The organism is Rufibacter psychrotolerans, assembly GCF_016924645.1.
Lineage (GTDB): Bacteria > Bacteroidota > Bacteroidia > Cytophagales > Hymenobacteraceae > Nibribacter > Nibribacter psychrotolerans.
Genome location: NZ_JAFFJV010000009.1, coordinates 43692 through 69331, shown reverse-complemented (window position 1 = coordinate 69331; position 25640 = coordinate 43692). Strand labels below are relative to the sequence as shown.

Below are 25640 nucleotides of genomic sequence, written 5' to 3'. Positions count from 1 at the left end.
AGTATCCCTTTCCCTTCTTTCCTGCTTATTTTGACGATTCCTGCGTCTTTCTCTTCTCGGCCACCCGCAGCTTGGCGCTGCGGGAGCGGTTATTCTCCTGCAGCTCCTGGGCGCTGGGCACAATGGGCTTGCGCGTCACCGAATCCAGGGGCTTGATCTCGTTCCCGAAGAAGTCTTTCTCCACCTCCCCGAAGAACTTGCCCTTGGCGATGTAGTTCTTCACCAGGCGGTCTTCCAGGGAGTGGTAGGAAATCACCGACAGTCTTCCGCCGGGCTTTAGCACCTCCACGGCCTGCTCCAGCATTTCCTCTAGGGCTTTGAGTTCATCGTTCACCTCAATGCGGAGCGCCTGGAACACCTGGGCCAGGTACTTGTTCTCTTTTCCCTTGGGGGTACAGCCGGCAATGGCCTGCTTAAAGTCTGCGATGGTCTCAATGGGCTGCACGTTGCGCGCCGACACCAGCTCTCTTGCCAGCGTCTTGGCGTTCTTCACCTCGCCGTACAGGCCAAAGATTTTGTGCAGCTGTTCCTCTGAGTACTCCATGACCACCTGCTGCGCCGTCACCGGACTTTCTTTGTCCATGCGCATGTCCAGGGGGCCATCAAAACGGGTGGAGAAGCCGCGCTCGGCGGTGTTGAACTGGTGGGAAGAAACGCCCAGGTCGGCCAGAATGCCGTCTACCTGCCGCACGCCGTACAGGCGCAGGTATTTTTTGAGGTACCGGAAATTGGCCTTTACGAACGTGAATTTATCTGAGATGAGCCTCTCAGATTGCTTCTCGGCGTCGGTGTCCTGGTCAAAGGAATAGAGTTGCCCGCCCTGCATTTTCTCTAAGATGTACGCAGAGTGGCCGCCACCGCCAAAGGTAACGTCTACGTAAATGCCGCCGGGTTTAATGGCCAACGCATCTACCGATTCCTGTAGCAAAACGGGCTGGTGGTACTGCATGGGCGTTTAGTCTAAGGTTACTCCACTCGGTTGGTCTCCGAGGAACTTCTGCGCCAATTGGGAGAAATTCTGTTGGTCTTTAATTAAAAATTCGTCGTACTTCTCGGGGTTCCAGATTTCCACCCGGTTCCCCAAACCTACCACAATGGCTTCTTTCTCAATCTCGGCGTAGCGCACCATGGTACGCGGCAAGATGAAACGCCCGGCCCCATCTAGTTCAATCTCGGTGTTGCCCCTGAAGAAGTTCCGCTGAAAGTGTCGGTACTCCTCATTGAACTCGTTCAGACTGGCCACTTTGTCGTAGATGGCTTTCCACTCGGTTCTGGGGTACAGCACCAGGCAGGGTTCAAATCCACGAGTCAGCACCACCTGGTTGCCGCACTCATCAGGCAGGTTGGCCTTGATTTTAGCAGGCAGCACCAACCGTCCCTTCGGGTCTAGCTTACACTCATATTCGCCGGAGAGGAAGTTCATGACGGTGCGGGCAGTGACAACAGTCTTTGGTACAAAACAAAAGTACTAAAGGGGGAAGCAAAGTCAACCACGGTTTCCCACTTTTTCCCACTTTGTGGATAAATCATGGTTATCCACCCCACTTATGCACATTATCCACATTTTTCCTCCCCCACCTTGGGATAACTTTTGGAAAACCTTTCAGAAATATTTGCTAAATAACCCGTGAACACTTAACCAATTATCTGTATATCAAACACTTAACCCCATAAATACACTCTTTTAAGCGGCAGAAAGGGGTTGTGGAGCAGAAGTGGTGGAAAGTGGAGCAAAATTCCGTAACTTTGCAGCATGCAGTGGAAAACCAGACCAATTGTGCTCCTGATCCTGGCGTTCAGCCTGCTTACCGGCTCGGTAGGCGTGGCCGCAACTCAGCGTTTCTGCGCCATGTTGGGCATGACCGCTGCCCCCTCCGCTGCCAAGAAAATGGCCGACATGGGCTGCTGCTCCAAAAAGCAAAAGCCCGCCTGCCCAGAGGCTGCCGCCAAAGTAGGCAAGGAGAAATGCTGCTCGGTTTCCACCACGCACCACAAGCTGGACGTTGAGTCCCTGCTGACGTATGACAAGGTGGAACTGGTGGCCCTGCCGCCAATGCTGGTGAGCTCCTTCCTTCTCCCACTTGTTCCCACCGCGGCCCCGGCCACCACCTGGCCGCTGTATTCAGACAGTTCCCCCCCGCTGGCGGGCAAAGAACTTCTGCACCGCCTGCACATCCTTAACATTTAGGCTACCCGTCTCTTCGCTCACCAGCGTTGAAGCAGCTTTCCCTGCGCTTCTGCTTGCTTAGAAAAGATGTTATACCTAAATGCAACTACACAATGTCTTCTTATAAAAGTCGTGCTTTCTGGGCATTGGCTCTCTTGGTGCTCCTCACTCCGGCTGCCGGATGGGCCCAGACTCTTTCCGGCCGCGTGCTGGACCAAACCAACGCTACCCCTTTGATTGGCGCCTCGGTGCTCTGGCTGGGCACCACCCAGGCCACCAGCACCGATGCCAACGGCTTCTTCTCCCTGAAACCCGCCCCCGCCGGGCAAACCGCCCTGCTGGTCAGCTACATTGGCTACAAAACCGATACCGTGCAGGTACAAGGCCTGGAAAACGTGGTGGTGCGGCTCAAAGCCGTTACGGCGCTGCAGGAAGTAACCGTAACCGGCAAACAAGACCGCTACTCGGCCCTTACGCCCACCAACTCACAGGTAATCACGGCCAAGGACCTGACCAAATCGGCGTGCTGCAACCTGGCCGAGAGCTTTGAGACCAACGCCTCGGTGGAAGTGTCCACCTCCGATGCGGTTTCCGGGGCCAAGCAGATCCAGATGCTGGGGCTGGACGGTTCCTACACGCTCATGACCACCGACAACGTACCCTCGCTGCGGGGTCTGGCTACTCCTTACCGCCTGAACTACCTGTCGGGCACGTACATTGATGCCATTGACATCATCAAAGGCACCGGCTCGGTGCTGAACGGCTATGAGTCTATCTCGGGTCAGGTGAATGTGCGGTTGAAAGACCCCGAGAAATCGGATCGTTTGTACGTGAACTTATATGGCAACAGCCTGGCCAAATGGGACGCCAACCTCAACACCTCGTTTACGCTTACCCCCAAACTGAGCACCGTGCTCATGCTGCACACCGACCAGATCAGCAACCGGGTAGACGGTAATGACGACGGCTTCCTGGACCTGCCCCTGGGCAAGCACTACAACGTGTTCAACAAATGGAAATACAACACGGGCAAGCAGTGGGTGGCCGAGCTGGGCATTCAGGCGCTGCGCGAAACCCGCACCGGCGGGCAGGTGGGCTACCGCGCGGGCATGCCCCAGCGCGAGGGCAGTTTTTATGGCACTGAGTCGGAGACCGACCGCTTCAGCGCGTACTCCAAAACTTCCTACACGTTCAAGAACAAGCCTTACCAGAGCATCGGGTTGATTTTGTCGGGGGCCCGCCACCAGTTTGACTCGCACTACGGCGTGCGGACCTATGACGGGCACCAGAACAGCGGTCTGGCCAACCTGATCTTCCAGTCGGCGTTCGGCAACACCGCCCACACCTACAAGGCCGGTTTAAGCTACCAATACGAAGACTACCAGGAAGTACTGGCGGGCCAGAGGCTGAGCCGCAGGGAGCGCGTTCCGGGGGCGTTTTTTGAATATGTGTACCAAAACAGCACCAACCTTACCCTGGTGGGGGGCCTGCGGGCCGATCACCACAACCTGTACGGCTGGGTGTACACGCCCCGGTTTAACGTGAAATATGACTTTACGCCCAACACCATCCTGCGCCTGGCGGCCGGCAAAGGCTTCAGGGTGGCCAACCCCATTGCCGAGAACGTGGCTTCGCTCATCAGCAACCGGGCCTTCTTCTTCCAGAACAACCTGCAGCCCGAGAAAGCCTGGAACCTGGGCGGAAGCTTCACGCAGTACTTTGAGGTGGGCGAACGCAAAGGCGCCTTCATCACCGACTACTACTATACCACGTTCCAGAACCAGGTGGTGCCCGATATGTACAGCAGCCCCTACCAGGTGGTGTTCACCAACCTCAACGGCCGCTCGTTCTCCAAGAGTTTCCAGGCCGAGCTGCAGTATGAGCTCACCTCCATGCTGGACGTGAAGGCGGCCTACAAGTACTTTGACGTGCGCACCACCTACAACGGACAACTGCTGCAGCGGCCTTTTATCCCGAACCACCGGGCATTCCTGAACCTGGGCTTCGCGACGCCCTTTGACAAATGGCGCGCCGACCTGACCACGCAGTGGTTCGGCACCCGAACCGTGCCCGTGATGGAACACGACATGGATCAACACACCGCCCCCATCAAAACCCGAACTGTTCACCCCTACGCGGTGTTTAATGGACAGATCACCCGCGCCTTTAAACGTTGGGAGGTGTACCTGGGCGGCGAGAACCTGCTCAACTACCGGCAGGACAACCCCATTATTGCCGCCGACCGGCCGTTCAGCCAGGAGTTTGACGCCAGCATGGTGTGGGCTCCGGTGATTGGGCGCGTGATCTACGCCGGCATGCGGTTTACCATTAAATAATTGATTGCTGGTTGTTCATTGTTGATTGCTGGTTTCAAAATTCTATCTGATTTCAGAACAAACAATCAGCAATGAACAATCAACAACCAACCCATTTTGGCCTGATTTTGGCAAAACTGCTTTAAAACAGAAATTAACTTTTAACCAATACCATTAACCCCAACCCAATACATATGAAAACCCTTAAAATCTGGATGCTTTCCCTGGTACTCACTGGTGTCACTTTTGCTGGGTTTGCCCAGGGCGGCAAGAAAGGCGAGGAAGTAAAATTCAAAACCTCCGCGGTGTGCGGCATGTGCAAGGCCACCCTGGAGAAAGGCCTGGCCTACGAGAAAGGCGTGGAGAAAGCCACCCTTGACGTGGACAGCAAGATTTTGACCGTGACGTACAACGGCCAGAAAACCTCGGTGGAAAAACTGAAAAAGGCCGTGAACGACCTGGGCTACGATGCCGACAACGCACCGGCCACGCCCCGCGCGTACGACCGTCTTGATGCCTGCTGCAAGAAAGACGCCGCCAGCCACCACTAATTCTTCCTTAACCCACCACAAAAAAGCCTGCTCCGGAGCAGGCTTTTTTGTTTTACCACCTGGGGGCGACACCAACGCCAGGGTTACCTTCTAAACAAGGTACCCCACAACGGTTTCCGAACCAAACCTACTGATTATTAGATTATTCCATCCATAAAAACTCGTCACGCCATCAACCCAGCCGTAGTTGCCACGTACCTCCTTCAGTACAAATACCTAAGCTATGAAAACCATCATCTTTATCCATGGCATGTTCCAGAACCCCAGGAGTTGGGAGCAGTGGGTCACTTATTTTACCGAGCGCGGCTACAACTGCCTGGCGCCCGCCTGGCCCTTGCACGACGGGGAGCCCGCCGAACTGCGCGCCAACCCGCCAGCTGGTTTGGGGGAACTGGGCCTGGACGATATCATCTCTGAGATGGAAACCCACCTGCTCAACCAGGGCACCAAGCCCATTGTGATCGGGCACTCGGTGGGCGGGTTGCTGACCCAGATCTTCGCCAACCGTGACATGATCTCGGTGGGCGTGCCCATCTGCTCGGTGGCTCCCAACGGCATGATTGACTTTGATCTGTCGTTTTTCAAGAACAGCGCCACCATTGCCAATCCGCTCAAGGGCGATGAGCCCGCGTACATGGACCTGGAAACCTTCCACGCCGCCTTTGCCAACACCCTCAGCGAGGCAGACGTACGCGAGGCCTACGAGCGCACCGCCACGCATGACAGTCGCAACGTTTTCCGGGACTGTATGGGTCCCTCGGGTAAGATTGACTTGGACCGGCCCCACGTGCCGCTGCTCTTTATCTCCGCCGCAGAAGACAAGATCTGCCCCGCCGACCTGGTCGCTAAAAACGTGCGGGCGTACGACGAGGGCACCGGCGCGGTAGCCTTGAAGGAGTTCCCCCACCGCAGCCACTTCATTTGCGGCGAACCGGGCTGGGAAGAAGTAGCCAACTACATCTACCAGTGGCTGGAAACCCGCACGCCCTAAAGGCCGGTGGTGGGCTGCTGGAAAAAAGTAGTAGGTGGCAACCCAGCCGCACGGGAAGGGAGGCGTTTCGGGGCGGTTTTCCGGAAATCTGCCCTAAAACGCCTCCCTTTCATGGTTTACGCGCGATTCTTGCCCCAGGCGCGCCCGCGAATCAAAGAAAGCCGCTAATTTAGGAGCATCATCCAGCCACCAACCCCTTTTTGATGCACGTACCTAAACGCCTGGCCACGCTGGCCCTGCTGGCGCTGAGCCTGAGCGGGTTTGCCCAACAGCAACTGCCCATGCCCCGCAACATTGCCGCCGCCTACCAGAAAGGCACCCGCAGCCTCACCGGCGCACCCGGCCAGCACTACTGGCAAAACTCCGCCAACTATACCATCAAGATCGACTACAACCCCACCACGCGCCTGCTGGCCGGCACCGTAGACATCGCCTACCGTAACAACAGCCCAGACACGCTCAAGCAGATAGTCTTCAAGCTGTACCCCAACCTATACCAGAAAGGCGCTCCCCGGGCCAACCGCATTGACCCCAAAGACGTAAGCGAGGGCGTGCAGATGGAGCGCCTGAGCGTGAACGGCGAAGCCCAGGACGTGCAGAAACTCCGCATGGACGCCACCAACCTCACCCTGCGCATCAAACCCTTGGCCCCCAAGCAAACGGCGAACTTTTCCCTGGCCTATCACTACACCCTGAACGAGGGCTCACACAACCGCACCGGCCAGGTAGACCCGCAGGGCGCCGCCTTTGTGGCCTACTTTTTTCCGCGCATCGCGGTGTATGACGATGTGGAAGGCTGGAACCGCATCCCCTACCTGGGTCCGCAGGAGTTTTACAACGATTTCTGCCGGTTCAACACCGAGATCACCGTTCCCAAGGATTTTGTGGTGTGGGCCACCGGCGACCTGAAAAACGCCGACGAGGTGTTCACCAAAAAATTCGCCAAACGCCTGCAGGAAGCCGAGCGGAAAGACGCCATCACCGCCATCATTGACAGCGTGGACCTGAAGCGCGGCAACATCACGGCCCAGAACGCCCGCAACACCTGGAAGTTCGAGGCCGACAATGTGGTGGACTTCGCGTTCGCCACCTCAGACCACTACTTCTGGAACGCTTCCAGTCTGGTGGTAGACCCCAAGACCAAACGCCGCACCCGCGTAGACGTGGCCTTTAACCCGGCGCACAAAGACTTTGAGGAAGTCATCCACTTCGCCCGCAAGACCGTGGAGGCCATGAGCTACACCTTTCCCAAGTGGCCTTTCCCCTACTCGCACGAGACTGTGTTTGACGGCCTGGACCAGATGGAGTACCCCATGATGGTGAACGACAACCCCGTGGCAACCCGCGAAGACGCCATCACCCTCACCGACCACGAGATTTTCCACACCATGTTTCCGTTCTACATGGGCACCAACGAAACCAAGTACGGCTGGATGGACGAAGGCTGGGCCACGCTGGGCGAATGGATCATCTCCCCCCTCATTGAGCCCAAAATGGTAGACGATTACGGTGTGGAACCATATTCCCTGATGGCGGGCACCGAAGTAGACCTGCCCATTGCCACCCTGTCTACCCAGCAATCTGGGGCGGCGTTCTTCCTGAACTCCTATCCCAAACCGGCTTTGGGGTACCTGTACGTGAAAGACCTGCTGGGCGATGAGCTGTTCACCAAGGCCCTGCACCACTACATTACCCTCTGGAACGGCAAGCACCCGCTGCCCTGGGACTTCTTCAACGCCATGAACGCCGGGGCCGGCCGCAACCTGAACTGGTTCTGGCAGCGCTGGTTCTTTGACAACGGCGTACCCGACCTGGCCATCGCCAAGGTACAGCAGCAGAACGGCGCGTACCAGGTCACCGTGGAAGCCAAAGGCACCAAGCCCGTACCTGTGGACTTAGTCATCACTTACGCCGATAACTCCACCTCTACCGTGCACCAATCCATTGCGGTCTGGAAAACCGGCGCCCAAAGCACCCAACTGGAGTTTAAAGCCACAAAACCGGTGAAGAAACTGGAACTGAAACACACCCACACCTCAGACGCTAACCGCGCTGATAACGTGTACGTGGTGCAGTAATCTTTTTCTGACTAACAGATTCACCTTGTCATCATTACATCCACCTTGTCATCCTGAAAGGATCTTGTGGGCGAGCTAGAGAGACTCTGAACAAGCGCTACTACCGTTCGCTCACAAGATCCTTTCAGGATGACAAAAAAGAAGTCTGCAGGCCATTGGCTTCAAAACGCAAATCGGGGTAAGAGAACTTCCTTTCTCTTACCCCGATTTGCGTTTAAGGCCTATTTTCCAGAAAAGCGCACTAAATCTCTACTTCCCTTTCACCAGCCGGTCTTTCTCCTGGTAGAGCTTCCACCAGGGAAGATACGGCTTGTCGTGGTGCTCATAGTGGTACCCGAAGAAGTAACAGCTCAGGAAGGCCCAGAGGTGGTTCCGGCTTTGGGTGCCAGATTTGTGCTTGTTCTCCGGCTCGTGCTCTCCGCGGTGCGGCAGATATGTCCCGAAGTAGAACAATTGGAACGTAGCCAGCACAGAGGGGACCATCCAGAACAGGATGATGTTCTCTACCGGAAACCACAACTGTAACAGGTGATAGGTGCCCGCCATCAGAAGCACTTGAAGTACTGTTATATACTGGCTGGCGAAGCTGAAGAACCACAGAAAGAAGTTGCCTCCGTGGTAATCAGGGTCCTCGTCGGTGGCGACGTGGCGGTGGTGCAGGTGGTGTTTGGGGTACAACCGACCGTAATAATTATAAGCGAAGAGCCCGGCAGTGATGGTGCCGATGAGGGTGTTGAGCTTTTTGTTGCCCGGTGCCACCACCCCGTGCATGGCATCATGGGCCGTGATGAAAAGCCCGGTGTACAAATGCATCATCACCAGCACCGCCAGATAGGTGAGCGGCGACCGGAACTCCACAGGCCAGTGCAGCAAGAACCAGAGAGTGCTTCCCCACGCCACCATGATGATGAGCGCGATGATGATTCCGGTGTGTTTCTTGAAAAACTGGCTCAAAACGGGTGCTCTCTTTGGTTATGTATTTCCGCAGGTAATTGACCTTTGGCTTTCTTGACGTAGGTCTAAGCTTTTAGCGCTACTTCTTTAATCATCCTACGCAAGTTACAAACTTGCGGCAAGGGGCTCCAAGTTGAAAACTTAAAGCAGAGGAATTGGGGCTTATAACCCGGTACTTAACATAGAAAGTTCTTGCCGTGCCCTACTCAGCTTCAATAGGTACGGAAGTAAATCCGCGCCGTAGGAGCCATAAAAGTTTAGAACCGGACATTGAGCAAAACTTTGAGCTTCGTTTTAGGCCAGTTTTCGGAAAAAGAAGCCACAAACCGACAGACCTTCTACTCCACTCGTGTCGTGCTACTTGATACTTGCTACCTGCTACGGAACAAGTCTAAAACTGCAGCAAGGCATCACGTACTTCTTCCATGAGCCACATGGGCGTGGAGGTGGCGCCGCAGATGCCAATGGTCTCGCCGGGGGCAAACCACTCGGGTTGCAGTTCCTCCACCTTAGACACGAAGAAGGTGTTGGGGTTGGTGTCTTTGCAGACCTGGTACAGGACGCGCCCGTTGGAGGATTTGGTGCCGGACACAAACACCACCTTGTCAAACTTCTGGGCGAAACGGCGTAGCTCTTTATCGCGGTTAGAGACTTGCCGGCAGATGGTGTCGTTGGCGTCTACGGCATAGCCACGGCTTTCCAGTTCGTCTTTAATGCGGTAAAAGCTGGCGGTTCCCTTGGTGGTCTGGCTGTAGAGCGTGATGTTCTGGGGCAGTTCGTGGCGGAGCAGTTCGTCCAGGTTCTCAAACACGATGGCCTCGTTGTTGGTCTGGCCCAGAAGCCCCAGCACTTCGGCGTGGCCGTGCTTGCCGTAGATGAAGATCTTCTCCTTCTTGTCAAACGAGGTCTTGATGCGGTTCTGGAGCTTGAGCACCACCGGGCAGGAGGCGTCTACCAGGGTAAGGTTGTTCTCCAGCGCGGTCTGGTAGGTAGAGGGCGGCTCGCCGTGGGCCCTGATCAGGACCGCCTCGTTCTGCAGCGTCTTGAGGGTGTCATAGTTGATGATGCGCAGGCCCTTCCGCTGCAGGCGCTCCACCTCCACGTCATTGTGCACAATATCGCCCAGGCAGTACAGGTAACCCTGTTCTTCCAGCAGGTCCTCGGCCATCTGGATGGCGTAGATCACCCCAAAGCAGAACCCCGAATTTGAATCAATGTGTACCTGTAGCTGACGCATATGGGTTAAACAAATTCTATTACTGGTTTGTTTACGCTACCCTTAGGTTTTTTGCCTAAAAATCACCTTAACAAGATGACTTTCAGGCAAAAAAGCATAAAGCGCTTGCGGTTCCCGGCTGGGTAAAATTCCGTAGTCCTCTATCATAGGGGGAGCTTTTCCACCTGTTTCCTTTCCTGCTCGGTGAGCAGGTCTTTGCGCAGCAGGAAGTCGCGCATGATCTTCACCGTCTCTGCCGAGATGCCCGAGCGCGGGTGCTTCAGGATGGCCGCCATAAACACCTTTTTGTCCTCTTCCAGGTTGGGGCTCATGTTCAGGTACCGCGGAATGTAATTTTCTATGGAGAACCGCAGAAAACGCACCTCAGGGTCGGTGCGGTCAAGGGCCACCGCCCGGTCAAACACATCAGCCGACTGCCGCAGGTACCGGAGTTTGCTCATGGGGCTCCAGACGTGTTTGGCCATGATGGCGTGCGACACCGCCTTGTAGCCCAGTTTCAAAGGATCGTTGCCTTGGTACTTGTCCATGAGGGTCATGAAGCGCTTGGCAACGTTTTCGTCTTTGGTGGCGGTCTGGTAGTAGTTCAGCAGGGCCGCATGGGCATACGGGTCTGTTTTCTGGCCAAACGGCACAAAAAGGAGGCAAACCGACAGGAGGGTAACAAGTAGCTGCATTAGATTGTATTTAACTGGTACCTAATGTAAGAACCCAGCAGCAAGGCCAGTTTCGTGTTATCAGGCACTCTTACGCGTTCTGCCATAATATGGGCAGCCGGTAGTTCCTTAATTTTCTTAAATAGCTTAAGATAGTAGATGTAGGCCAGGTACACGCCCAGGCGGGCTCCCCGGGGCAAGCCCAGAATGCCCTGGTAGGCCCGGTCAAAGTCCTGCTGGATATCGGCCTCTATCTCTTCTTTGTCTTTGTTGCAGAACGACCGGAAGTCTACCTGCGGGAAGTACACCCGCCCGCGGTCATGGAAATCACTGCGGATGTCGCGCAGGAAGTTTACCTTCTGGAACGCGGCGCCCAGGGAGCGGGCCGGGGCTTTGAGGCGGTCAAACATTTCCGCGTCGCCCTCGCAGAACACGCGCAGGCACATGAGGCCCACCACCTCGGCCGAGCCGTAGATGTATTCCTCGTACAGGTCGCAGTCGTATTTCTGGTCCAACAGGTCCATCTCCATGCTGTGCAGGAACGCGTCTATGAACTCGTGGTCAATACCGTACTGGTGCACCACCATCTGGAAGGCGTGCAGCACCGGGTTGAGGCTGATTTTCTCTTCTAGGGCCTGGTAGGTTTCCTGCCGGAACCGCTCCAGCAGGGCGGCTTTGTCATGCGTATGGAAGGTGTCCACAATCTCATCGGCAAACCGCACAAACCCATAGATGGCGTAAATGGGGTCGTGAAACCGCGGATGCATGGTTTTGATACCCAGCGTGAAGGAGGTGCTGTAGCGCTGCGTAATGAGCTTGCTGCACTCCAACGTGGTGGTATCAAACAGATTCATGGGCGATTGCGTCATCACTAAACGGTTAAGGTGGTTTCCTGCGGGGCGAACGCTTTCTGGACTTCGGCGGCCACCACCTGCCCTGAGATCAGGGACGGCGGCACCCCTGGGCCTGGAACCGTCAGTTGCCCCGTGTAAAACAGGTTGCGTACTTTCTTGCTCTTGAGGCTGGGCTTGAGCATGGCCGTCTGCAGCAAGGTATTGGCCAGGCCGTAGGCATTGCCCTTGAACGCATGGTAATCGTTGATGAAATCCTGGTGCGCATAGGTGCGCTTGTAGACCACGTGGGGCCTGATCTGCTGCCCCGTGATCTGCTCCAGGCGCTCCATCACCAAGTGGTAGTAATAGTCTCGGGTTTCCTCCCTATCCTCAAGGTCAGGGGCTACGGGTATTAAGATAAACAAATTTTCTTTTCCGGGGGGCGCCACCGTGGCATCTGTCCTGGAAGGCACCGACACATAGAACAAAGGTTTTTTGGGCCAGGCCGGCTGGGTGTAGATCTCATGGGCGTGCGGCCCGAAGTCTTCGTCAAAGAACAAGTTGTGGTGGCGCAGGCCCTCCAGTTTTTTATCCACGCCCAGGTAGTAAATGAGGGAGGAGGGCGCCATCACCCGGCTGTCCCAGTATTTATCAGTATAACTACGGAATTGGGCCGGCAACAGTTTGCTTTCTATGTGGTGGTAGTCAGAGCCGCCTATCACCACCTGGGCCTCATAGGTGCCTTTGGTGGTTACCACCCTTGAGATGGCTCCAGCCTGCAGGTCAAACCGGGTTACCTCCTCGCCCAGCCTGAGGTCAACGCCTTGTTCGCGGGCCAGCGCCACCATGCCCTCCACAATCTTGTGCATGCCACCCATGGGGTACCAGGTGCCCAGGGCCATGTCGGCGTAGTTCATGAGGCTGTAAAGGGCGGGCGTGTTCTGCGGCAGCGCGCCCAGGAACAGGATGGGAAACTCCATGAGTTGGAGTAAGCGCGGGTGCCGGAAGAACTTGCGCACGTGCTTGTGCATGGACTGGAACACATCCAGGCGCAGCACGTCTACCAGCAGCTTCAGGTCCAGGAACTCGGTGAAAGAGCGGCTGGGCTTGTACACCAGGTTGTTGATGCCTACCTCATACTTGTAGGCGGCCTGTTTAAGGAAGGCGCGCAGGTTCTGCCCCGCGCCGGGCTCCAGCGACTCAAACAGGGCCTCCAACTGGGGCATGCCGGCCGGAAGCTCCAGCGCATCGCCCGGACCATACAAGACCTGGTACGAGGGATCTAGCCGCACCAACTGGTAATAGTCGGCGGTGGTTTTCCCGAATTTCCGGAAAAACTGCTCAAAAACGTCTGGCATCCAGTACCAGCTGGGCCCCATGTCAAAGGTGAAGCCCTGGGCCTCAAAGACCCGGGCCCGCCCCCCGGCTACGTCGTTCTTCTCCAGCAGGGTGACCTGGAAACCGGCCTGGGCCAGGCTGGCGGCGGCCGCCAGACCGGCAAATCCGGCGCCTATGACTACTACTTTCTTTTGGGGAGCATCAAGCATGGCAAAGGGAATGGGGTGGTTTGGTGCGGTTGGATGTTACAGATACGTAAAATCCAGAATATAGTAGAAGTAAGATACACTCTTTTTTCAGGGCCTTTCTTCCTTCCGGCGGGGCATTGCCCATTAGAGGGCTTCTAGTCGGCGTAAGCGTACACCAGCAGAGCCTGCTTCAACTCTTTGCGGGCCAGGTGAATGCGGTTCTTCACGGTACCAATGGGCAGTTTAAGCTGGTCTGAGATCTCCAGGTACTTGTAGCCCACGTAGTACATCATGAACGGGGTTTTCAAATCCTCGGGCAACCGGTCAATGGCCTCCTGGATGTCCTCCAAGGCGAAAGCCCCCGAGGCCCCGTTCACGGCAATCATACGCGCGTCTGAGGGGTGAAACTGGATGTACTCAGTGGTGTCAATGGAGCTGCTGCGCTTGGTGATCTTGTTGTAATGATTAATGAACGTGTTGCGCATGATGGTGTAGAGCCAGGCTTTGAGGTTGGTGCCGGCCTTAAACTTATCACGGTTCACAAAAGCTTTCAGGAGGGTTTCCTGCACCAGGTCCTTGGCGTCATCGGTGTCGCGGGTCAGGTTGTACGCAGCGGGTCTGAGGGTGGGCGCCATGCGCTCTACAACGGAAGTAAATTCTAGTGCAGTCATCCTGTTTAATGTTTAATACCTAACGTTAAACAATACTACGAAACAGATTTTACTTAGGCTACTTTTGTTTAATGTTTTTACATACTAACTAAACAATAAGTTAATAAAAGTGGCTTGTTCTGGATTCTTGTTCAGAGAAACTAACAAAAGCATCAACAAATCCTGGGTACTTCACCTAGGAGAAGGCTTCCGTTACCAGGGAGGAACACCGCCCCAAGCCCGCCGGAGAACCACTCCTTTGGGAAATTATTGGAGGGATAAATAGAGGAAGAAATGATAAATAAGCCAATGGGAGGCACACAGCGGCCTACCGCCAGAACAAGGATTTGTTTTAGGGCTGTTTACAGGAAAATACAGCTAAAACAGCAAACGGGCAGAGCGCTTCCTAGGCTGCCTTAAAGAAAAGTCTTCTACGGGTGTCGTTCCTCAGGCCGGCACGGCCTGGAACTTCGCCAGCCACTGCTCAAAGTCCTCCAGGCAGGCAAAGTAGGTGACCCTCTCCGGTAGGCGCTGCTGCATAGTCTGCAGGATAAAGCCCGACACCAGGATTTCAGCCGTGGGCACCGCCTCCAGCACCTGGGTAAGGTAAGCCGCTACCGCATCGCGCGGGGGCGTGGCGGTAAACACTGAGCACAGGTAATGGGGCTGGAACTGGCGCGCAGCCTGAATCAGGTCTTCCAGGGGAAGGTGCTGCCCCAGGTACAGCGTGCGGAAACCCGCCGCCCTGAACTGGAAATGGGAATACAGCAGGGAAAGCTCGTGCAGCTCGCCCTCGGGCAGGTACAGCAGCACCTTGGGGGCCTCGGCCGTGCGGGTCACGGGCTGCCCGTCAATGGCCACCAGCATCTTCTGCCTGATCAACTGGCTGATGAAATGTTCGTGGGCCGGCGTAATGTTCCCGGTCTGCCACAGCAGCCCAATCTTCTGGAGGAAAGGGTAAATCACCTGCCGAACCGACCTGGGGAAGCCCATCTGCAGGACCGCCCGGCTCAGCACCCGCTCAAACTGGCCCTCGTCCATGGCAACCATGGCCCCAATCAGCTGACTGATGAACTGGTCCTGGCCCAGCTCGGCCTGGGTTAGCTGCAGCACTTCGTGGGCAACCTGCTCCGGCGAGAGCTGGGCTATCCTGGAGATTTTGTAGCCTTCCTGGTACAGGAACGCCACGTTGAGCAGGTTCTTGAGGTCTGCGTCATCATAATACCGGATATTGGTAGCCGTACGCTTGGGGGTGAGCAGTTGGTACCGCTGTTCCCAGATACGAAGCGTGTGGGCCTTGATACCCGAGAGATGCTCCAACTCTTTGATAGAGTAATGCGCCACAGGAGAGAGTTTAGAAACGAAACGTAAAGTTAGCGCTTCCGGGCGATACGAAAGAATTTAGGGTGTACCCAGAGCATGCCAAAAGACTCTGAGCCGTCTTTGCCTTTGGTTTTATGGTGTACCTTGTGCGCTATGTCCAGGGCCCTGAAATAGGTGTTCTTTGTTTTCCCGAACAGCTTGACCCGCCGGTGGATAAACAAATCATGCACCAGGAAATAGGCCGCGCCGTACAGCGAGATGCCCACTCCAATCCAGAACCGGTAGTCCAGCGTGTCAGACCCATAAATAAAGCACAGAGCGGCAATCACCCCATAGAACGCAAACGAGACATCGTTGAGCTCAAACAAGTGGTTGTGCCGGGTGTGGTGCGATTTGTGGATGCTCCACAAAAAGCCGTGCAACACGTATTTATGCACGCTCCACGCCACCAGCTCCATGAGTACAAAGGTTCCTACTACTATCGCCGCGTTCGTCAGCATACTCTCTTAACCACTAGGTGTACCAATTGTTTAACAGGTTTTACAGAAATACAGGTTAAAAATAGAAATCTGCGAGGCAGAAGGTGCTACGTGTTCTAGAACTTTTCTGTTAAGGTGCCACCCTTCTTTTTAGGCTCGCGGGCAAGCCGAGAGGCGGCGGCAAACCCCTACCAGGAGAGGGGCTGCTTCTCCAGAAAGGCCTGGATGCCGCGCTGGCAGTCGCCGGTGGAGCGGGCCAGGGCACTGCGCTCGGTGGCGTACTCCAGGGCATCTTTCAGGGGGAGTTCCTGCACGTGGGCAATCATCTCCTTGGTCACTTCCATGGCATGGCCCGAGTTCTGCTGGCACAGGCGCTGCGCCAAGGCCGTTACCCGCTCACTTAACTGCTCCTCGGGCACCACCTCGGTAACCAGGCCCATGGCCTTGGCTTTCTCCGCCGACACCAGGTCGCCGGTGAGGAGCAACTCTTTGGCGCGGGCCTCCCCTATCTTGCGCAGCAGGAACACTTTTACCAGGGCCGGCAAAAACCCGATCTTCACCTCAGTGTAGCCAAACTTGGCCGAGGTAACGGTATAGGTAAAATCACAGACGGTGGCCAGGCCGCACCCACTGGCAATGGCGTGCCCCTGCACCTGGGCAATGACCACTTTCTTGAGGGTATAAATGAGATAGAAGAGCTGCATGAGGTGCGCAGAGTCCTCCAGGTTTTCCTGGTAGGAGTTGTGCTGCACCTGCTGCAGGTACTCCAGGTCCGCCCCGGCGCAGAACACCGGCCCGGTGGCCCGTAGCACAATCACCTTGCAGTCTTCCTCGTTTTCGGCGTGGTCAAAGGCCAGCTTCAACTCGGTCACGGCCTGCGCATTGAGGGCGTTGCGCTTCTCCGGCCGGTTCAGGGTAATGTACGCCACCCGGTCTGTGCATTGGTAGTCTATGTATTGAAAGGCGAGCGCTTCGCTGGTAGTGGTTTGCGATTGTTCCATGGTTCTTTCTACGGAGCCCCCGCCTGAAAGGTGGAAAATATTTCGGTCGCCCTCCCGGTGCGGTTTGCTCAAGGGCGTTGATCCCCTCGGCCCTAAAAGGCAAAAAATAACCCAGCCTCTCGCAAGGCCGGGTTATGGGTAGTCACTGCTACAGGTCAGAAGCTGGGTTACAAAGAAGTAAAGCGGCGTATTTAGCCCGTTTTCCCAAAAACAGCTCAAAAATAGCAGCCACTTCAGCTTGCCCCGGTAACCAGAGCGCGCGCGGCACAGGAATGCCTGCCGCCCAAAACTACATGGTTCTGAAGCTCTCAATCCACGGAATCAGGTCTCTGATCATGGGCTCCAGGCTGCTGCCGTGGCCACCCCCGGGTATGGAGACAAACTTCAGGTTGGGGGCTCCCGCCGCTTTCATGGCGTTGTAGGTGCTCACGGTGTTGTCATACGGCACCATAATGTCGGCGGTGCCGTGGTACAGGCGGGTGGGACTCTTCGGCACGAAGTTCTTGAGGCTGTTGCGCTTGAGGGCTGCCTTGAGGGCCTGTTCCCCGTCGCCGCGCAGTCCCGCCAGGAACGCCGGGTTAAACAGTTTGGCCGGATCTTTGGCCAGGGCGCTGTTGATGGAGCTGCTGGTGCGGGTTCCGTCTATCAGCTCCTGAATGCGGGTGGCGTACGGTTCCTGGAAGAAATCGGTGAGCGGGCGGTTCCAGTTGTAGGTAGCGTTGTAGGCCTGCAGGATAAAGGCCAGGTTGGCCGGATACTCGTAAGGCTTGCCCCCCACCACGCGGCTCAGCATTCCTTCCAGGTCATACCCGCCGGCGCCGGCCGCCGAGGCCGTCACGGTTAGCCCATGCTCGGGGTTCTCCTCTATCTCTTTCTGGGCGGCCATGGTCACGTACCCGCCCTCTGAGTAGCCCGCCAGAAACAACTGCCCCGACATTTTGATGTTGTTCTTCTGGAAGAACGACTTGCCGGCCTTGATCATGTCTACCACGGCGGTACCGGAGTGCTGCACGTCATAGTACGGGTGCAGGATCTGCTTAGAGGCCCCGTACCCGATAAAGTCGGGCACCAGGGTGAGGTAGCCGGCCGCCCCAAAGGGCTCAAACCCGGTGAGGGAGGTAAGCTGGAAATTGCTGGGCGCGTACTTCTGGTCAAAGGTGGTGCCGTGGTGGGCGCTCAGGATGGGGGCTGGCGCCGTTGCATTCAGGGGCACCACCATCAGCCCCGAGGCCTGGATCTCCTGCCCGTTGTACTGCGTGAGGTAAATGACCCGGTACACGTCCACGTCATATTTGATGAGGGTGGCCAGCTCAGACCGGCCGTTGGCGTTGGCAATGTCCCGCAGGCCGGCGGCGGGAATAGTGGTCAGCTTCTCAGCCGATACCAGGTGTTCTTTGGGAGCGGTCTGGGTCTGCTTTTGCTCCAGCACCTCAGATTCCTTGCAGGAAGAAAACCACGAGGTAAGGGCCAGCGACACAGATAAGAATATCGTTTTCAAGAGGTTTGGCTTCATGGTAAAATATAACTTAGAAAGGACCAGGCGCCCGCTAAAGTTCCACAGAGCCAGGCAGTTTTGGGCCAGTTTCTGCAAAAACTCAGCAAAAGCGAACTTGGTTATACGCAGCCGTTTTCACCCCGAATTGTCCTTTTCCGTATACTTGTGTGCAACCATCTAACAAAGAGATCACCATGGCTAAAAAATCTTTTCAGGAACTGATCAGCAGCCCGGGCATGCCGGTGCTGGTAGACTTCTACGCCGATTGGTGCGGCCCCTGCAAAACCATGGCCCCCATTCTGCAGCAAGTGGCCCAGCAGTACGCAGGCAAACTGAAAGTGATCAAGATAGACGTGGACAAGAACCCGGCGGTGGCCCAGCAGTACCGCATTCAGGGCATCCCTACCCTGCTCCTCTTCCAGGAGGGCAAGCAGCTGTGGCGGCAGTCTGGGGTGGTGCCGGCGCACCAGCTGAGCCAGGTGGTGCAGCAGCACCTGCGCTAATCTCACCCAAAGCGGGTAGCCCTTCTGTAATTTTTTCCCGAACTCTCCGACTAAGGGAGAAAGGCCCTGGCGTTGCTGGCGGGTAACCTCCTCCGGCGCAGCCGTGGGCCTCGTACTTAAACCCGGTTTCATTCGTTTCCTTAGCATTTCCACCCAGATAAAACTATGCTCAAAAAATCATTGACGGCCCTGGCGTTTGCCGCGCTCCTGCATTTTCCGCTGCTGGCCCAGAACCAGGCAGAACCCACCTACCGGTTTTCAATTGACCTTGGCAAGGTTGTAGACGACAAATTGCAGGTGACGCTGCTCACGCCCGATTTCAAGGAAGACGAGGTGCTCTACCACCTGCCCAAAATGGTGCCGGGCACCTATGCCGTCTATGATTTCGGGAAGTTTGTCTCTGCGTTCAAGGCCCTGGACAAGAAAGGCAAGGCCCTGCCCGTGGAGCGCCTGGACCAGAACACCTGGAAGATCAAGAAAGCCAAAAAGCTGGCCCGTCTGGAGTACCTGGTAGACGACACCTGGGACACGCCCAAGAAAGAAGACATTGTGTTTGAGCCCGCCGCCACCGACATTGAGGCCGGCAAGGTGTTCCTGATCAACACGCACGGGTTCTTCGGGTACTTCGCCAACAGAACCAAGGAGCCCTACCAGATCACCATTAACAAGCCGCAGGAGTTCTACGGCGCCACCGCCCTCAGAACCACCAACTCTACGCCCACCGCAGACACCTACCTGCTGCAAAACTACAATGACCTGGTAGATGCGCCCATGCTCTACAGCCGCCCAGACACGGCCATGCTCAAGGTAGGTAACGCCGACGTGCTCATCTCTACCTACGCGGCCGGCGGCGGAGACCGCTCCAAGAACCTGGCCCAGAACATAAGAACCATCCTGGAGGCGCAGAAAAACTACCTGGGCGGCACCCTGCCGGTAGACAAGTACGCCTTCCTCATCTACATTGACAACAAGCAGAACCGCACCGGCGCGTACGGGGCCCTGGAGCACTCCTACTCCTCGGTGTACTACTTCCCCGAGATGCCGCCTGCCATGCTGGCCGAGCAGGTGCGCAACATTGCCGCGCACGAGTTCTTCCACATTGTGACGCCGCTCAACATCCACTCAGAGGAGATCGGGAACTTTGACTTCAGCAACCCCAAGATGTCCAAGCACCTCTGGCTGTACGAAGGCGTGACCGAGTACTTCGCGCACCACGTGCAGGTAAACCAGCGCCTCATTGAGCTGCCCGACTTCCTGGGCGAGTTGCGGAGCAAGATCATTGCCTCCCAGCAGCAGTACAACGATGCCCTGGCCTTCACGGAGCTGAGCCTGGGCGCCCTGGACAAGCACGAGAAAGAGTACGGCAACGTGTACCAAAAAGGCGCCCTCATTGGCATGGCGCTGGACATCAGACTACGGGAGCTTTCGGGGGGCAAATACGGCATCCGGAACCTCATGAAAGACCTGAGCCAGACCTACGGCAAAGACAAGTCGTTCAAAGACGAGGAGCTGTTTGACAAGATCACCGCGCTCACGTTCCCCGAGGTGCGTGATTTCTTCGCCCGCTACGTAGAGGGCACCGAGCGCCTGCCGTACGCCGAGCTCTTCAAGAAAGTGGGCATCACGTACCAGCCCTCGGGCATCCAGAAACGGGTGTCTTTGGGCAAACCCACCATTGGCTATGACCAGGCCTCGGGGCACCTGATGGTGGCCAGCGTGGAGAACCTGAACGCCTTCGGGAAGCAGCTGGGCTGGAAAGCCGGCGACCAGATCTGGCAGATCAACGGCGAAGACCTGAACCTGCGCAACGCCACCGAACTGCTCAACAAACACGTGGTCAACGGCAAGGAAGGGAGTCCCATTAAGGTTACCGTGGGCCGCAAAGACGCCAGCGGCACCGTGAAACCCATTGAACTGACCGCCAACCTGGTGGCCTCAGATGAAACCGTTTCGCACCTGCTCACGCCAGACCCCAACGCCACGCCGGAGCAACTGGCCCTGCGCCAAGCCTGGCTGTATTCTAACCTGTAGCCAGCAGATTGCCTCAGATCCGTTTCAGGGCCGTTTTCTTAAAAATGGCCCTGAAACGGATTTTACTTTCCACCACCGTAAGCCCAAGAAATGTGCTGCCAAGATCAGCAAAGAAGCAATCACTTTCGAGGTGCTGGCGCAAGTGCCCGCCCGTACCGCTGGTTTGGGGCTAGCTTGGCAGAAACAGGCTAAAAACCGGGCGAGCACCCTTCCAGGCGGCACCAGCCCCCGCTTGCGCCCAGGGATGCTTGGTTCTAAAATCTTGCCTAAGCCTCTGGTTTTGCTAAAACCCTTTGGCAACAAACCGGTTCTCTTCTCAGGTCACCACCACGGGCTGCGGCTCTGCTCCGGCACGGTTTGGCGGTTCTGATAGAAGCATGTTCATCTTTTTATACTATCTTTAACTCTAGCGTTTCAGTCTGGCCCATTGTTTGCCCAACCACCGCCTGCAAGTGCTCCGCCCTTTCAGGAAAACATACCAGCGGGTCAGGCGTTATGTTCTACATCTGACACAAGCAAGCGTGCGTTTTTACTCCCCACATAGTGCGTGCACCAGACCGGCTTTCTGGCCTTGGATGCTCTTTTTCCTTTTCCTTTTGCTGGCCTTTTCGCCCGTTGGGGCGCAAAACCGGGTGGCCTTGAGCGGTGTGCTGCGGTCTGCGGCCTCCGGCGAACCCCTGATTGGCGCCAGCGTGTCGGTGGCGGGGACCACCACGGGCGTGGAGACCAACGTGAACGGCGCCTTTACGCTTTCGCTTGCCCCCGGCACCTACCAGATTCAGTTTTCATACCTGGGGTTTGAGACCCTTACCCGTGAGGTGGTGCTCAGGAAGAACACCCGCCTGAACGTGCAGTTAGAGGAAACCGCCAATAAGTTGAGCGAGGTGGTGGTAGAGTCGCAGCGGAACTCGTTTCAGGAGCGGCTGAGCACCCCGCAGATGAGCATGGAAACCCTTACCACGCGTGAGGCCAAGCTGTTGCCGGCCCTGTTTGGCGAGGTAGACATCATCAAGACGCTGCAGCTGAAACCGGGCATCCAGAGCGGTGGTGAGGGCAGCAGCGGCCTGTTTGTGCGGGGCGGCAGCAATGACCAGAACCTGGTGCTGCTGGACGATGCCCTGGTCTACAACCCCAGCCACCTGTTCGGGTTTTTCAGCGTGTTCAACCCAGACGCGGTGCGGGGCGTGGAGCTGTACAAAGGCGGTTTCCCGGCGCAGTTTGGCGGTCGCCTGTCCAGCGTGCTGGACGTGAAAATGCGCGAGGGCAACCGCAACGAGAACGACGTGAGCGGCGGCATTGGCCTGATTGCCTCGCGGCTCACGGTGGAAGGCCCCATTCAGAAAGGCAAATCCTCGTACCTGGTCTCGGGGCGGCGCACCTACGCCGATGTGTTCACCCGCATGATCAACAAAGCCAAGGAAAGCGACCCCGACTGGAGCCCCATCCCCGACTACTACTTCTATGACTTCAACGCCAAGGCCAGCTTTGACCTGGGCGAGAAAGACCGGCTTTTCTTCAGCGGGTACTACGGGCGCGACTTCTTCGCCTTTGATGACGAGAACTTCAACTTCAATTTCAACTGGGGCAACAAGGTGGCCTCGGCCCGCTGGATGCACCAGTTTTCGCCCCGTTTTTTCGTGAACACCACGTTTGCGGCCTCCAATTACGAGTACGAGATCAAGAACGAGCTGGACATCTACTCCTTCAGCCTCACTTCCAACATCACCGACCTCAACCTGAAGACCGACTTTGAATACATTCCTTCGGAACGCCACCACCTGCGGTTTGGCGGCAGCGTGACAGATCACCGCTTTGTGGTGGGTCGCCTGGAGGCCAACAGCCAGGACGGCTCAGTGAACGTGGGCGCGGGCAATACCTACCGCGGGCAGGAGTACGGCCTGTACGCCCAGGACGACTGGACGTTTAGCCCCGTGTTCACGCTCAGCTACGGCCTGCGCCTCTCGGGCTTTGTGAACGAGGGCAAGCACTTCCTGGGCCTGGAGCCCCGCGCGGCGGCCAGTTACCGCTTCTCAGAGACGCTTACCCTAAAGGCCAACTACACCCGCATGTTCCAGTACGTGCACCTGATCTCCAACTCGGGCGCCTCGCTCCCCACCGACATCTGGTACCCGTCGTCGCCCGGCGTGAGGCCGCAGCGCTCAGACCAGGTGGCCCTGGGCCTTACCAAGCTCATCAAGGACAAATACCTCCTGAGCACCGAGGCCTACTACAAGAAAATGAACCGCCAGCTGGACCTTAGGGATGGGGCAGAGATCTTCGCCAACCCCAACCTGGAGCAGGAGTTTGTGTTTGGCACCGGCGAGAGCTACGGCCAGGAGTTCTACGTGGAAAAGAAAGAAGGCAAAACCACCGGCTGGATTGGCTATACCCTCTCCTGGAGCAACCGCACCTTCCCAGACATCAACAACGGAAAGACCTTCCCTACCCGCTTTGACCGGCGGCATGACCTTTCAGTGGTGGCCATCCAGGAGGTGAGCAAGCGCATCAACGCCACGGCCACGTTTGTGTACGGCACGGGCAATGCGTATTCCCTGCCGGTGCAGCGCTTTATCTTCCAGGACGTGGAGGGCGAAGATTACACCGTTATTCCCGTATACCCAGAGCGCAACTCCTTTAGGCTGGCCGCCTACCACCGCCTGGACCTGAGTCTGGTGTACAAACTGCGGCCCAGACGCGGCAGCTCAGACCTCACGTTCAGCGTGTACAATGCCTACAACCGCCGCAACCCGTACTTTGTGTTCTTTGAGACCGTGCGCGATGAGGCAACTGACCAGATCACCGGCTTTGTGGCCAAGCAGGTTTCCCTGTTCCCGGTGATTCCTTCGGTGACCTATAACTTTAAATTCTGATGTTGTTCCAGAAACTTTTTACCCGGTCCCTCTCTCTGCTCCTGCTGCTTGGCACGGGCCTTTCTTCCTGTGACATGGAGCAGGAGATTGAGGTGCCCCTGCCTGACCTTCCGCCCCAGCTGGTGGTGGAGTGTTACCTGGAGGACGGCAAACCTTTCCGGCTCTCGCTCTCTGAGTCCTCGGGCTATTTCGCGCCGCCCGAGGCGCCCCTGGTGAAAGGTGCCACCGTGACCATCACCAAAAACAACGAGGCGCCCATTGTCCTACGCGACACCCTGCTGGTGGACGAGGAGAACGAGAAAGTCTACACCCACTTTAACCGCCGCCTGGTTACCAGCAAACCCGGCGACGTGTTCACCCTGGTTATTACTGATACGCAGGGCCGCCGGCTCACCGGCACCACCAAAGTGCTCACCGTCGTGCCCCTGGACAGCGTGGGCTACAAGTTCAACGACAAACCCGAGCAAAGCCAGGAAGCCTACCTGCTGGCCCGCTGGAAAGACGAGGCCGGGGTGAACAACTTCTACCGCCTGCTGGCCCATAAGAAAGACTCTACCGGCATAGACAGCCAACTGGACGCCGAGGTGAACGACCGCCTGCGCGACGGCCAGAAAATCACCTACAACACCACCTACCGCTTTGACCGCCATGACACACTGACCGTGAAGCTGTTCCACGTAGACGAAATTTACTATGATTTTATCTCCAGCGTGGAGGATGCCCGCCGCGCCAACGGCAACCCCTTTGCCCAGCCGGTCAGCATCAGGTCTACCGTGGCCGGGGGCTTTGGCGTGTTCACGCACCTGAACTACAGCGCCAAAGAGTTGATTATCAAGTAAGGGCAGCCTGCCAACGGCGTTGCGTTTAGGGCAGGTTTTCAGCAAAACAGCCGTAAAGCAGGATCAGCAAATACGTCCCATAAACCGCACCGGCCTTGGATTTTTCTCCAAGGCCGGTGCGGTTTATGGTGGTTTGGTTTTAGCCTTCTTTTATGAAATCAGGCTCCAAACGGATGAGGAATAATCTAGTTGTGTTTAGGCAATCGGCTGGCTAGTTCGCCCACAAGATCCTTTCAGGTTGACCAGGGGGAGTACTTAAGACTTTAGACTCAAGACTCAAGACTCAGGACTCTCTTTAGGCTTGCCGCTGGATTAGTTCTTTGATCAGCAGGGTCATGTTGGGTTCGGCCTTGGCGGCGGCTTCCAGAATGTCCAGCAGCACTACTTTCTTGATTTTACCGGGCACGCACAGGTCTGTGATCACAGAAACGGCGAAGACCGGCAGGCCCATGTGCACGGCGGCAATCACCTCGGGCACGGTGCTCATGCCCACGGCATCGGCGCCAATGGTACGCAGGTAGCGGTACTCGGCTTTGGTTTCCAGCATGGGGCCCGGCACGCTCACGTACACGCCGGTTTTCACGTCTAGTCCGTGCTGGTTGGCAATGTCCAGGGCTTGCTGCACCAGGTGCTCGTCATAGGGTTCGCTCATGTCGGGGAAACGGGGGCCCAGTTCCTCCGGGTTCTTCCCGATGAGCGGGTTGGTGGGCTGCAGGTTGATGTGGTCGGTGATGACCATGAGGTCAGAAGTGTTGAAGTCTGGGTCCAACCCGCCGGCGGCGTTGGAGACGAACAGTTTCTGGATGCCCAGCAGCTTCATCACCCTGATGGGGAACACCACCTGCTCCATGGTGTAGCCCTCATAGTAGTGGAAGCGGCCCTGCATCACCACCACGGGGCGGCCACCCAGTTCCCCGAAGATCAGTTTGCCGGAATGGCTCTCCACGGTAGACACCGGAAAATGCGGAATATCGGCGTAGTCTAAGCTATAGGCTATGGTAAGGTCTTGCACCAGGGCACCCAGGCCGGTGCCCAGCACGATCCCAAACTGGGGGGTATAGGAATTGATTTGCTGACGGATGAAATCTGCGGCTTCTTGCAGGGGTTGGATCATGGTCTTCTTTTCTTAGGCGAATGTTTCTGG

General features: G+C 56.6%; 22 protein-coding genes. 9 read left to right on the top strand and 13 right to left on the bottom strand.

The genetic code is table 11. The features are described from left to right. Nucleotides 1–25: 25 nt before the first annotated feature. Nucleotides 26–949, bottom strand: coding sequence for a 16S rRNA (cytosine(1402)-N(4))-methyltransferase RsmH (gene rsmH / locus JT718_RS09410; protein WP_205502041.1), 924 nt, complete (start codon nucleotides 947–949; stop codon nucleotides 26–28). 6 nt (nucleotides 950–955) lie between these two features. Next, nucleotides 956–1423, bottom strand: a complete 468-nt coding sequence (gene mraZ, locus JT718_RS09405; protein WP_205502039.1) for a division/cell wall cluster transcriptional repressor MraZ — start codon at nucleotides 1421–1423, stop codon at nucleotides 956–958. Between the two features lie 330 nt (nucleotides 1424–1753). On the opposite strand from mraZ, the gene JT718_RS09400 reads away from it, so the two are divergent. From JT718_RS09400 to JT718_RS09380, 5 genes are all read left to right on the top strand, one after another. After that, on the top strand, nucleotides 1754–2188 hold the full coding sequence (locus JT718_RS09400) for a hypothetical protein (protein WP_205502037.1): 435 nt from the start codon (nucleotides 1754–1756) through the stop codon (nucleotides 2186–2188). Between the two features lie 92 nt (nucleotides 2189–2280). Then, the gene (locus JT718_RS09395) at nucleotides 2281–4503 is read left to right on the top strand and encodes a TonB-dependent receptor (RefSeq protein ID WP_205502035.1); all 2223 of its coding nucleotides are present in this window, start codon (nucleotides 2281–2283) and stop codon (nucleotides 4501–4503) included. 173 nt (nucleotides 4504–4676) lie between these two features. Next, nucleotides 4677–5033, top strand: a complete 357-nt coding sequence (locus tag JT718_RS09390; protein WP_205502033.1) for a heavy-metal-associated domain-containing protein — start codon at nucleotides 4677–4679, stop codon at nucleotides 5031–5033. Between the two features lie 223 nt (nucleotides 5034–5256). Further along, the gene (locus tag JT718_RS09385) at nucleotides 5257–6024 is read left to right on the top strand and encodes an alpha/beta hydrolase (protein WP_205502031.1); all 768 of its coding nucleotides are present in this window, start codon (nucleotides 5257–5259) and stop codon (nucleotides 6022–6024) included. 203 nt (nucleotides 6025–6227) lie between these two features. Continuing rightward, on the top strand, nucleotides 6228–8102 hold the full coding sequence (locus JT718_RS09380) for a M1 family metallopeptidase (protein ID WP_205502030.1): 1875 nt from the start codon (nucleotides 6228–6230) through the stop codon (nucleotides 8100–8102). A 249-nt stretch (nucleotides 8103–8351) separates the two neighbouring features. Here the strand turns inward: JT718_RS09380 and JT718_RS09375 are convergent, their stop codons facing one another. The 10 genes from JT718_RS09375 to JT718_RS09330 all read right to left on the bottom strand — a co-directional run bounded on the left by JT718_RS09375 (nucleotide 8352) and on the right by JT718_RS09330 (nucleotide 18256). Continuing rightward, entirely contained in the window at nucleotides 8352–9005 is a 654-nt protein-coding gene (locus JT718_RS09375; RefSeq protein WP_205502534.1) for a fatty acid desaturase, read from the bottom strand. 442 nt (nucleotides 9006–9447) lie between these two features. After that, nucleotides 9448–10293, bottom strand: coding sequence for a 4-hydroxy-3-methylbut-2-enyl diphosphate reductase (locus JT718_RS09370; RefSeq protein ID WP_205502028.1), 846 nt, complete (start codon nucleotides 10291–10293; stop codon nucleotides 9448–9450). 143 nt (nucleotides 10294–10436) lie between these two features. Continuing rightward, nucleotides 10437–10967: a hypothetical protein gene (locus JT718_RS09365; RefSeq protein ID WP_205502026.1), complete on the bottom strand. Its 531-nt coding sequence runs from the start codon at nucleotides 10965–10967 to the stop codon at nucleotides 10437–10439. After that, nucleotides 10967–11815 carry a phytoene/squalene synthase family protein gene (locus tag JT718_RS09360; protein ID WP_374729163.1) on the bottom strand — a complete coding sequence of 283 codons (849 nt, stop codon included), beginning with the start codon at nucleotides 11813–11815 and terminating at the stop codon, nucleotides 10967–10969. Before JT718_RS09360 ends, JT718_RS09365 begins: the two co-directional genes overlap by 1 nt. Before the next feature lie 2 nt (nucleotides 11816–11817). Next, nucleotides 11818–13326, bottom strand: coding sequence for a bifunctional phytoene desaturase/3,4-desaturase (crtID, locus tag JT718_RS09355; protein ID WP_205502024.1), 1509 nt, complete (start codon nucleotides 13324–13326; stop codon nucleotides 11818–11820). Between the two features lie 134 nt (nucleotides 13327–13460). Then, entirely contained in the window at nucleotides 13461–13976 is a 516-nt protein-coding gene (locus JT718_RS09350; RefSeq protein WP_205502022.1) for an RNA polymerase sigma factor, read from the bottom strand. 426 nt (nucleotides 13977–14402) lie between these two features. Beyond that, on the bottom strand, nucleotides 14403–15299 hold the full coding sequence (locus tag JT718_RS09345) for a MerR family transcriptional regulator (protein WP_205502019.1): 897 nt from the start codon (nucleotides 15297–15299) through the stop codon (nucleotides 14403–14405). Between the two features lie 29 nt (nucleotides 15300–15328). Continuing rightward, a complete protein-coding gene (locus JT718_RS09340; RefSeq protein WP_205502017.1) occupies nucleotides 15329–15778 on the bottom strand; it encodes a sterol desaturase family protein in 450 nt (149 codons plus the stop codon). A gap of 167 nt (nucleotides 15779–15945) precedes the next feature. Continuing rightward, entirely contained in the window at nucleotides 15946–16758 is an 813-nt protein-coding gene (locus JT718_RS09335; protein WP_205502015.1) for an enoyl-CoA hydratase/isomerase family protein, read from the bottom strand. A gap of 289 nt (nucleotides 16759–17047) precedes the next feature. Then, nucleotides 17048–18256 (bottom strand): alpha/beta fold hydrolase, encoded by a 1209-nt coding sequence (locus tag JT718_RS09330; protein ID WP_205502013.1) that lies wholly within the window; start codon nucleotides 18254–18256, stop codon nucleotides 17048–17050. 191 nt (nucleotides 18257–18447) lie between these two features. Between JT718_RS09330 and trxA the strand changes: the two genes are divergently transcribed. The 4 genes from trxA to JT718_RS09310 all read left to right on the top strand — a co-directional run bounded on the left by trxA (nucleotide 18448) and on the right by JT718_RS09310 (nucleotide 24496). Next, nucleotides 18448–18756, top strand: coding sequence for a thioredoxin (gene trxA, locus JT718_RS09325; protein WP_205502012.1), 309 nt, complete (start codon nucleotides 18448–18450; stop codon nucleotides 18754–18756). 165 nt (nucleotides 18757–18921) lie between these two features. Then, complete coding sequence (locus JT718_RS09320) at nucleotides 18922–20787, top strand: M61 family metallopeptidase (protein ID WP_205502010.1); 1866 nt, start codon at nucleotides 18922–18924, stop codon at nucleotides 20785–20787. Between the two features lie 575 nt (nucleotides 20788–21362). After that, nucleotides 21363–23657 (top strand): TonB-dependent receptor, encoded by a 2295-nt coding sequence (locus JT718_RS09315; protein ID WP_205502008.1) that lies wholly within the window; start codon nucleotides 21363–21365, stop codon nucleotides 23655–23657. Beyond that, nucleotides 23657–24496: a DUF4249 domain-containing protein gene (locus JT718_RS09310; protein ID WP_205502007.1), complete on the top strand. Its 840-nt coding sequence runs from the start codon at nucleotides 23657–23659 to the stop codon at nucleotides 24494–24496. The genes JT718_RS09315 and JT718_RS09310 overlap by 1 nt, the downstream gene beginning before the upstream one ends. A gap of 295 nt (nucleotides 24497–24791) precedes the next feature. Here the strand turns inward: JT718_RS09310 and JT718_RS09305 are convergent, their stop codons facing one another. Further along, entirely contained in the window at nucleotides 24792–25610 is an 819-nt protein-coding gene (locus JT718_RS09305; protein ID WP_205502005.1) for a purine-nucleoside phosphorylase, read from the bottom strand. Nucleotides 25611–25640 lie beyond the last annotated feature (30 nt).

Coding starts and splice junctions, on each gene's coding strand:
- rsmH (WP_205502041.1), bottom strand. CDS start 949: ATGCAGTACCACCAGCCCGTTTTGCTACAGGAATCGGTAGATGCGTTG.
- mraZ (WP_205502039.1), bottom strand. CDS start 1,423: ATGAACTTCCTCTCCGGCGAATATGAGTGTAAGCTAGACCCGAAGGGA.
- JT718_RS09400 (WP_205502037.1), top strand. CDS start 1,754: ATGCAGTGGAAAACCAGACCAATTGTGCTCCTGATCCTGGCGTTCAGC.
- JT718_RS09395 (WP_205502035.1), top strand. CDS start 2,281: ATGTCTTCTTATAAAAGTCGTGCTTTCTGGGCATTGGCTCTCTTGGTG.
- JT718_RS09390 (WP_205502033.1), top strand. CDS start 4,677: ATGAAAACCCTTAAAATCTGGATGCTTTCCCTGGTACTCACTGGTGTC.
- JT718_RS09385 (WP_205502031.1), top strand. CDS start 5,257: ATGAAAACCATCATCTTTATCCATGGCATGTTCCAGAACCCCAGGAGT.
- JT718_RS09380 (WP_205502030.1), top strand. CDS start 6,228: ATGCACGTACCTAAACGCCTGGCCACGCTGGCCCTGCTGGCGCTGAGC.
- JT718_RS09375 (WP_205502534.1), bottom strand. CDS start 9,005: ATGGTGGCGTGGGGAAGCACTCTCTGGTTCTTGCTGCACTGGCCTGTG.
- JT718_RS09370 (WP_205502028.1), bottom strand. CDS start 10,293: ATGCGTCAGCTACAGGTACACATTGATTCAAATTCGGGGTTCTGCTTT.
- JT718_RS09365 (WP_205502026.1), bottom strand. CDS start 10,967: ATGCAGCTACTTGTTACCCTCCTGTCGGTTTGCCTCCTTTTTGTGCCG.
- JT718_RS09360 (WP_374729163.1), bottom strand. CDS start 11,815: ATGACGCAATCGCCCATGAATCTGTTTGATACCACCACGTTGGAGTGC.
- crtID (WP_205502024.1), bottom strand. CDS start 13,326: ATGCTTGATGCTCCCCAAAAGAAAGTAGTAGTCATAGGCGCCGGATTT.
- JT718_RS09350 (WP_205502022.1), bottom strand. CDS start 13,976: ATGACTGCACTAGAATTTACTTCCGTTGTAGAGCGCATGGCGCCCACC.
- JT718_RS09340 (WP_205502017.1), bottom strand. CDS start 15,778: ATGCTGACGAACGCGGCGATAGTAGTAGGAACCTTTGTACTCATGGAG.
- JT718_RS09335 (WP_205502015.1), bottom strand. CDS start 16,758: ATGGAACAATCGCAAACCACTACCAGCGAAGCGCTCGCCTTTCAATAC.
- trxA (WP_205502012.1), top strand. CDS start 18,448: ATGGCTAAAAAATCTTTTCAGGAACTGATCAGCAGCCCGGGCATGCCG.
- JT718_RS09320 (WP_205502010.1), top strand. CDS start 18,922: ATGCTCAAAAAATCATTGACGGCCCTGGCGTTTGCCGCGCTCCTGCAT.
- JT718_RS09315 (WP_205502008.1), top strand. CDS start 21,363: ATGCTCTTTTTCCTTTTCCTTTTGCTGGCCTTTTCGCCCGTTGGGGCG.
- JT718_RS09310 (WP_205502007.1), top strand. CDS start 23,657: ATGTTGTTCCAGAAACTTTTTACCCGGTCCCTCTCTCTGCTCCTGCTG.
- JT718_RS09305 (WP_205502005.1), bottom strand. CDS start 25,610: ATGATCCAACCCCTGCAAGAAGCCGCAGATTTCATCCGTCAGCAAATC.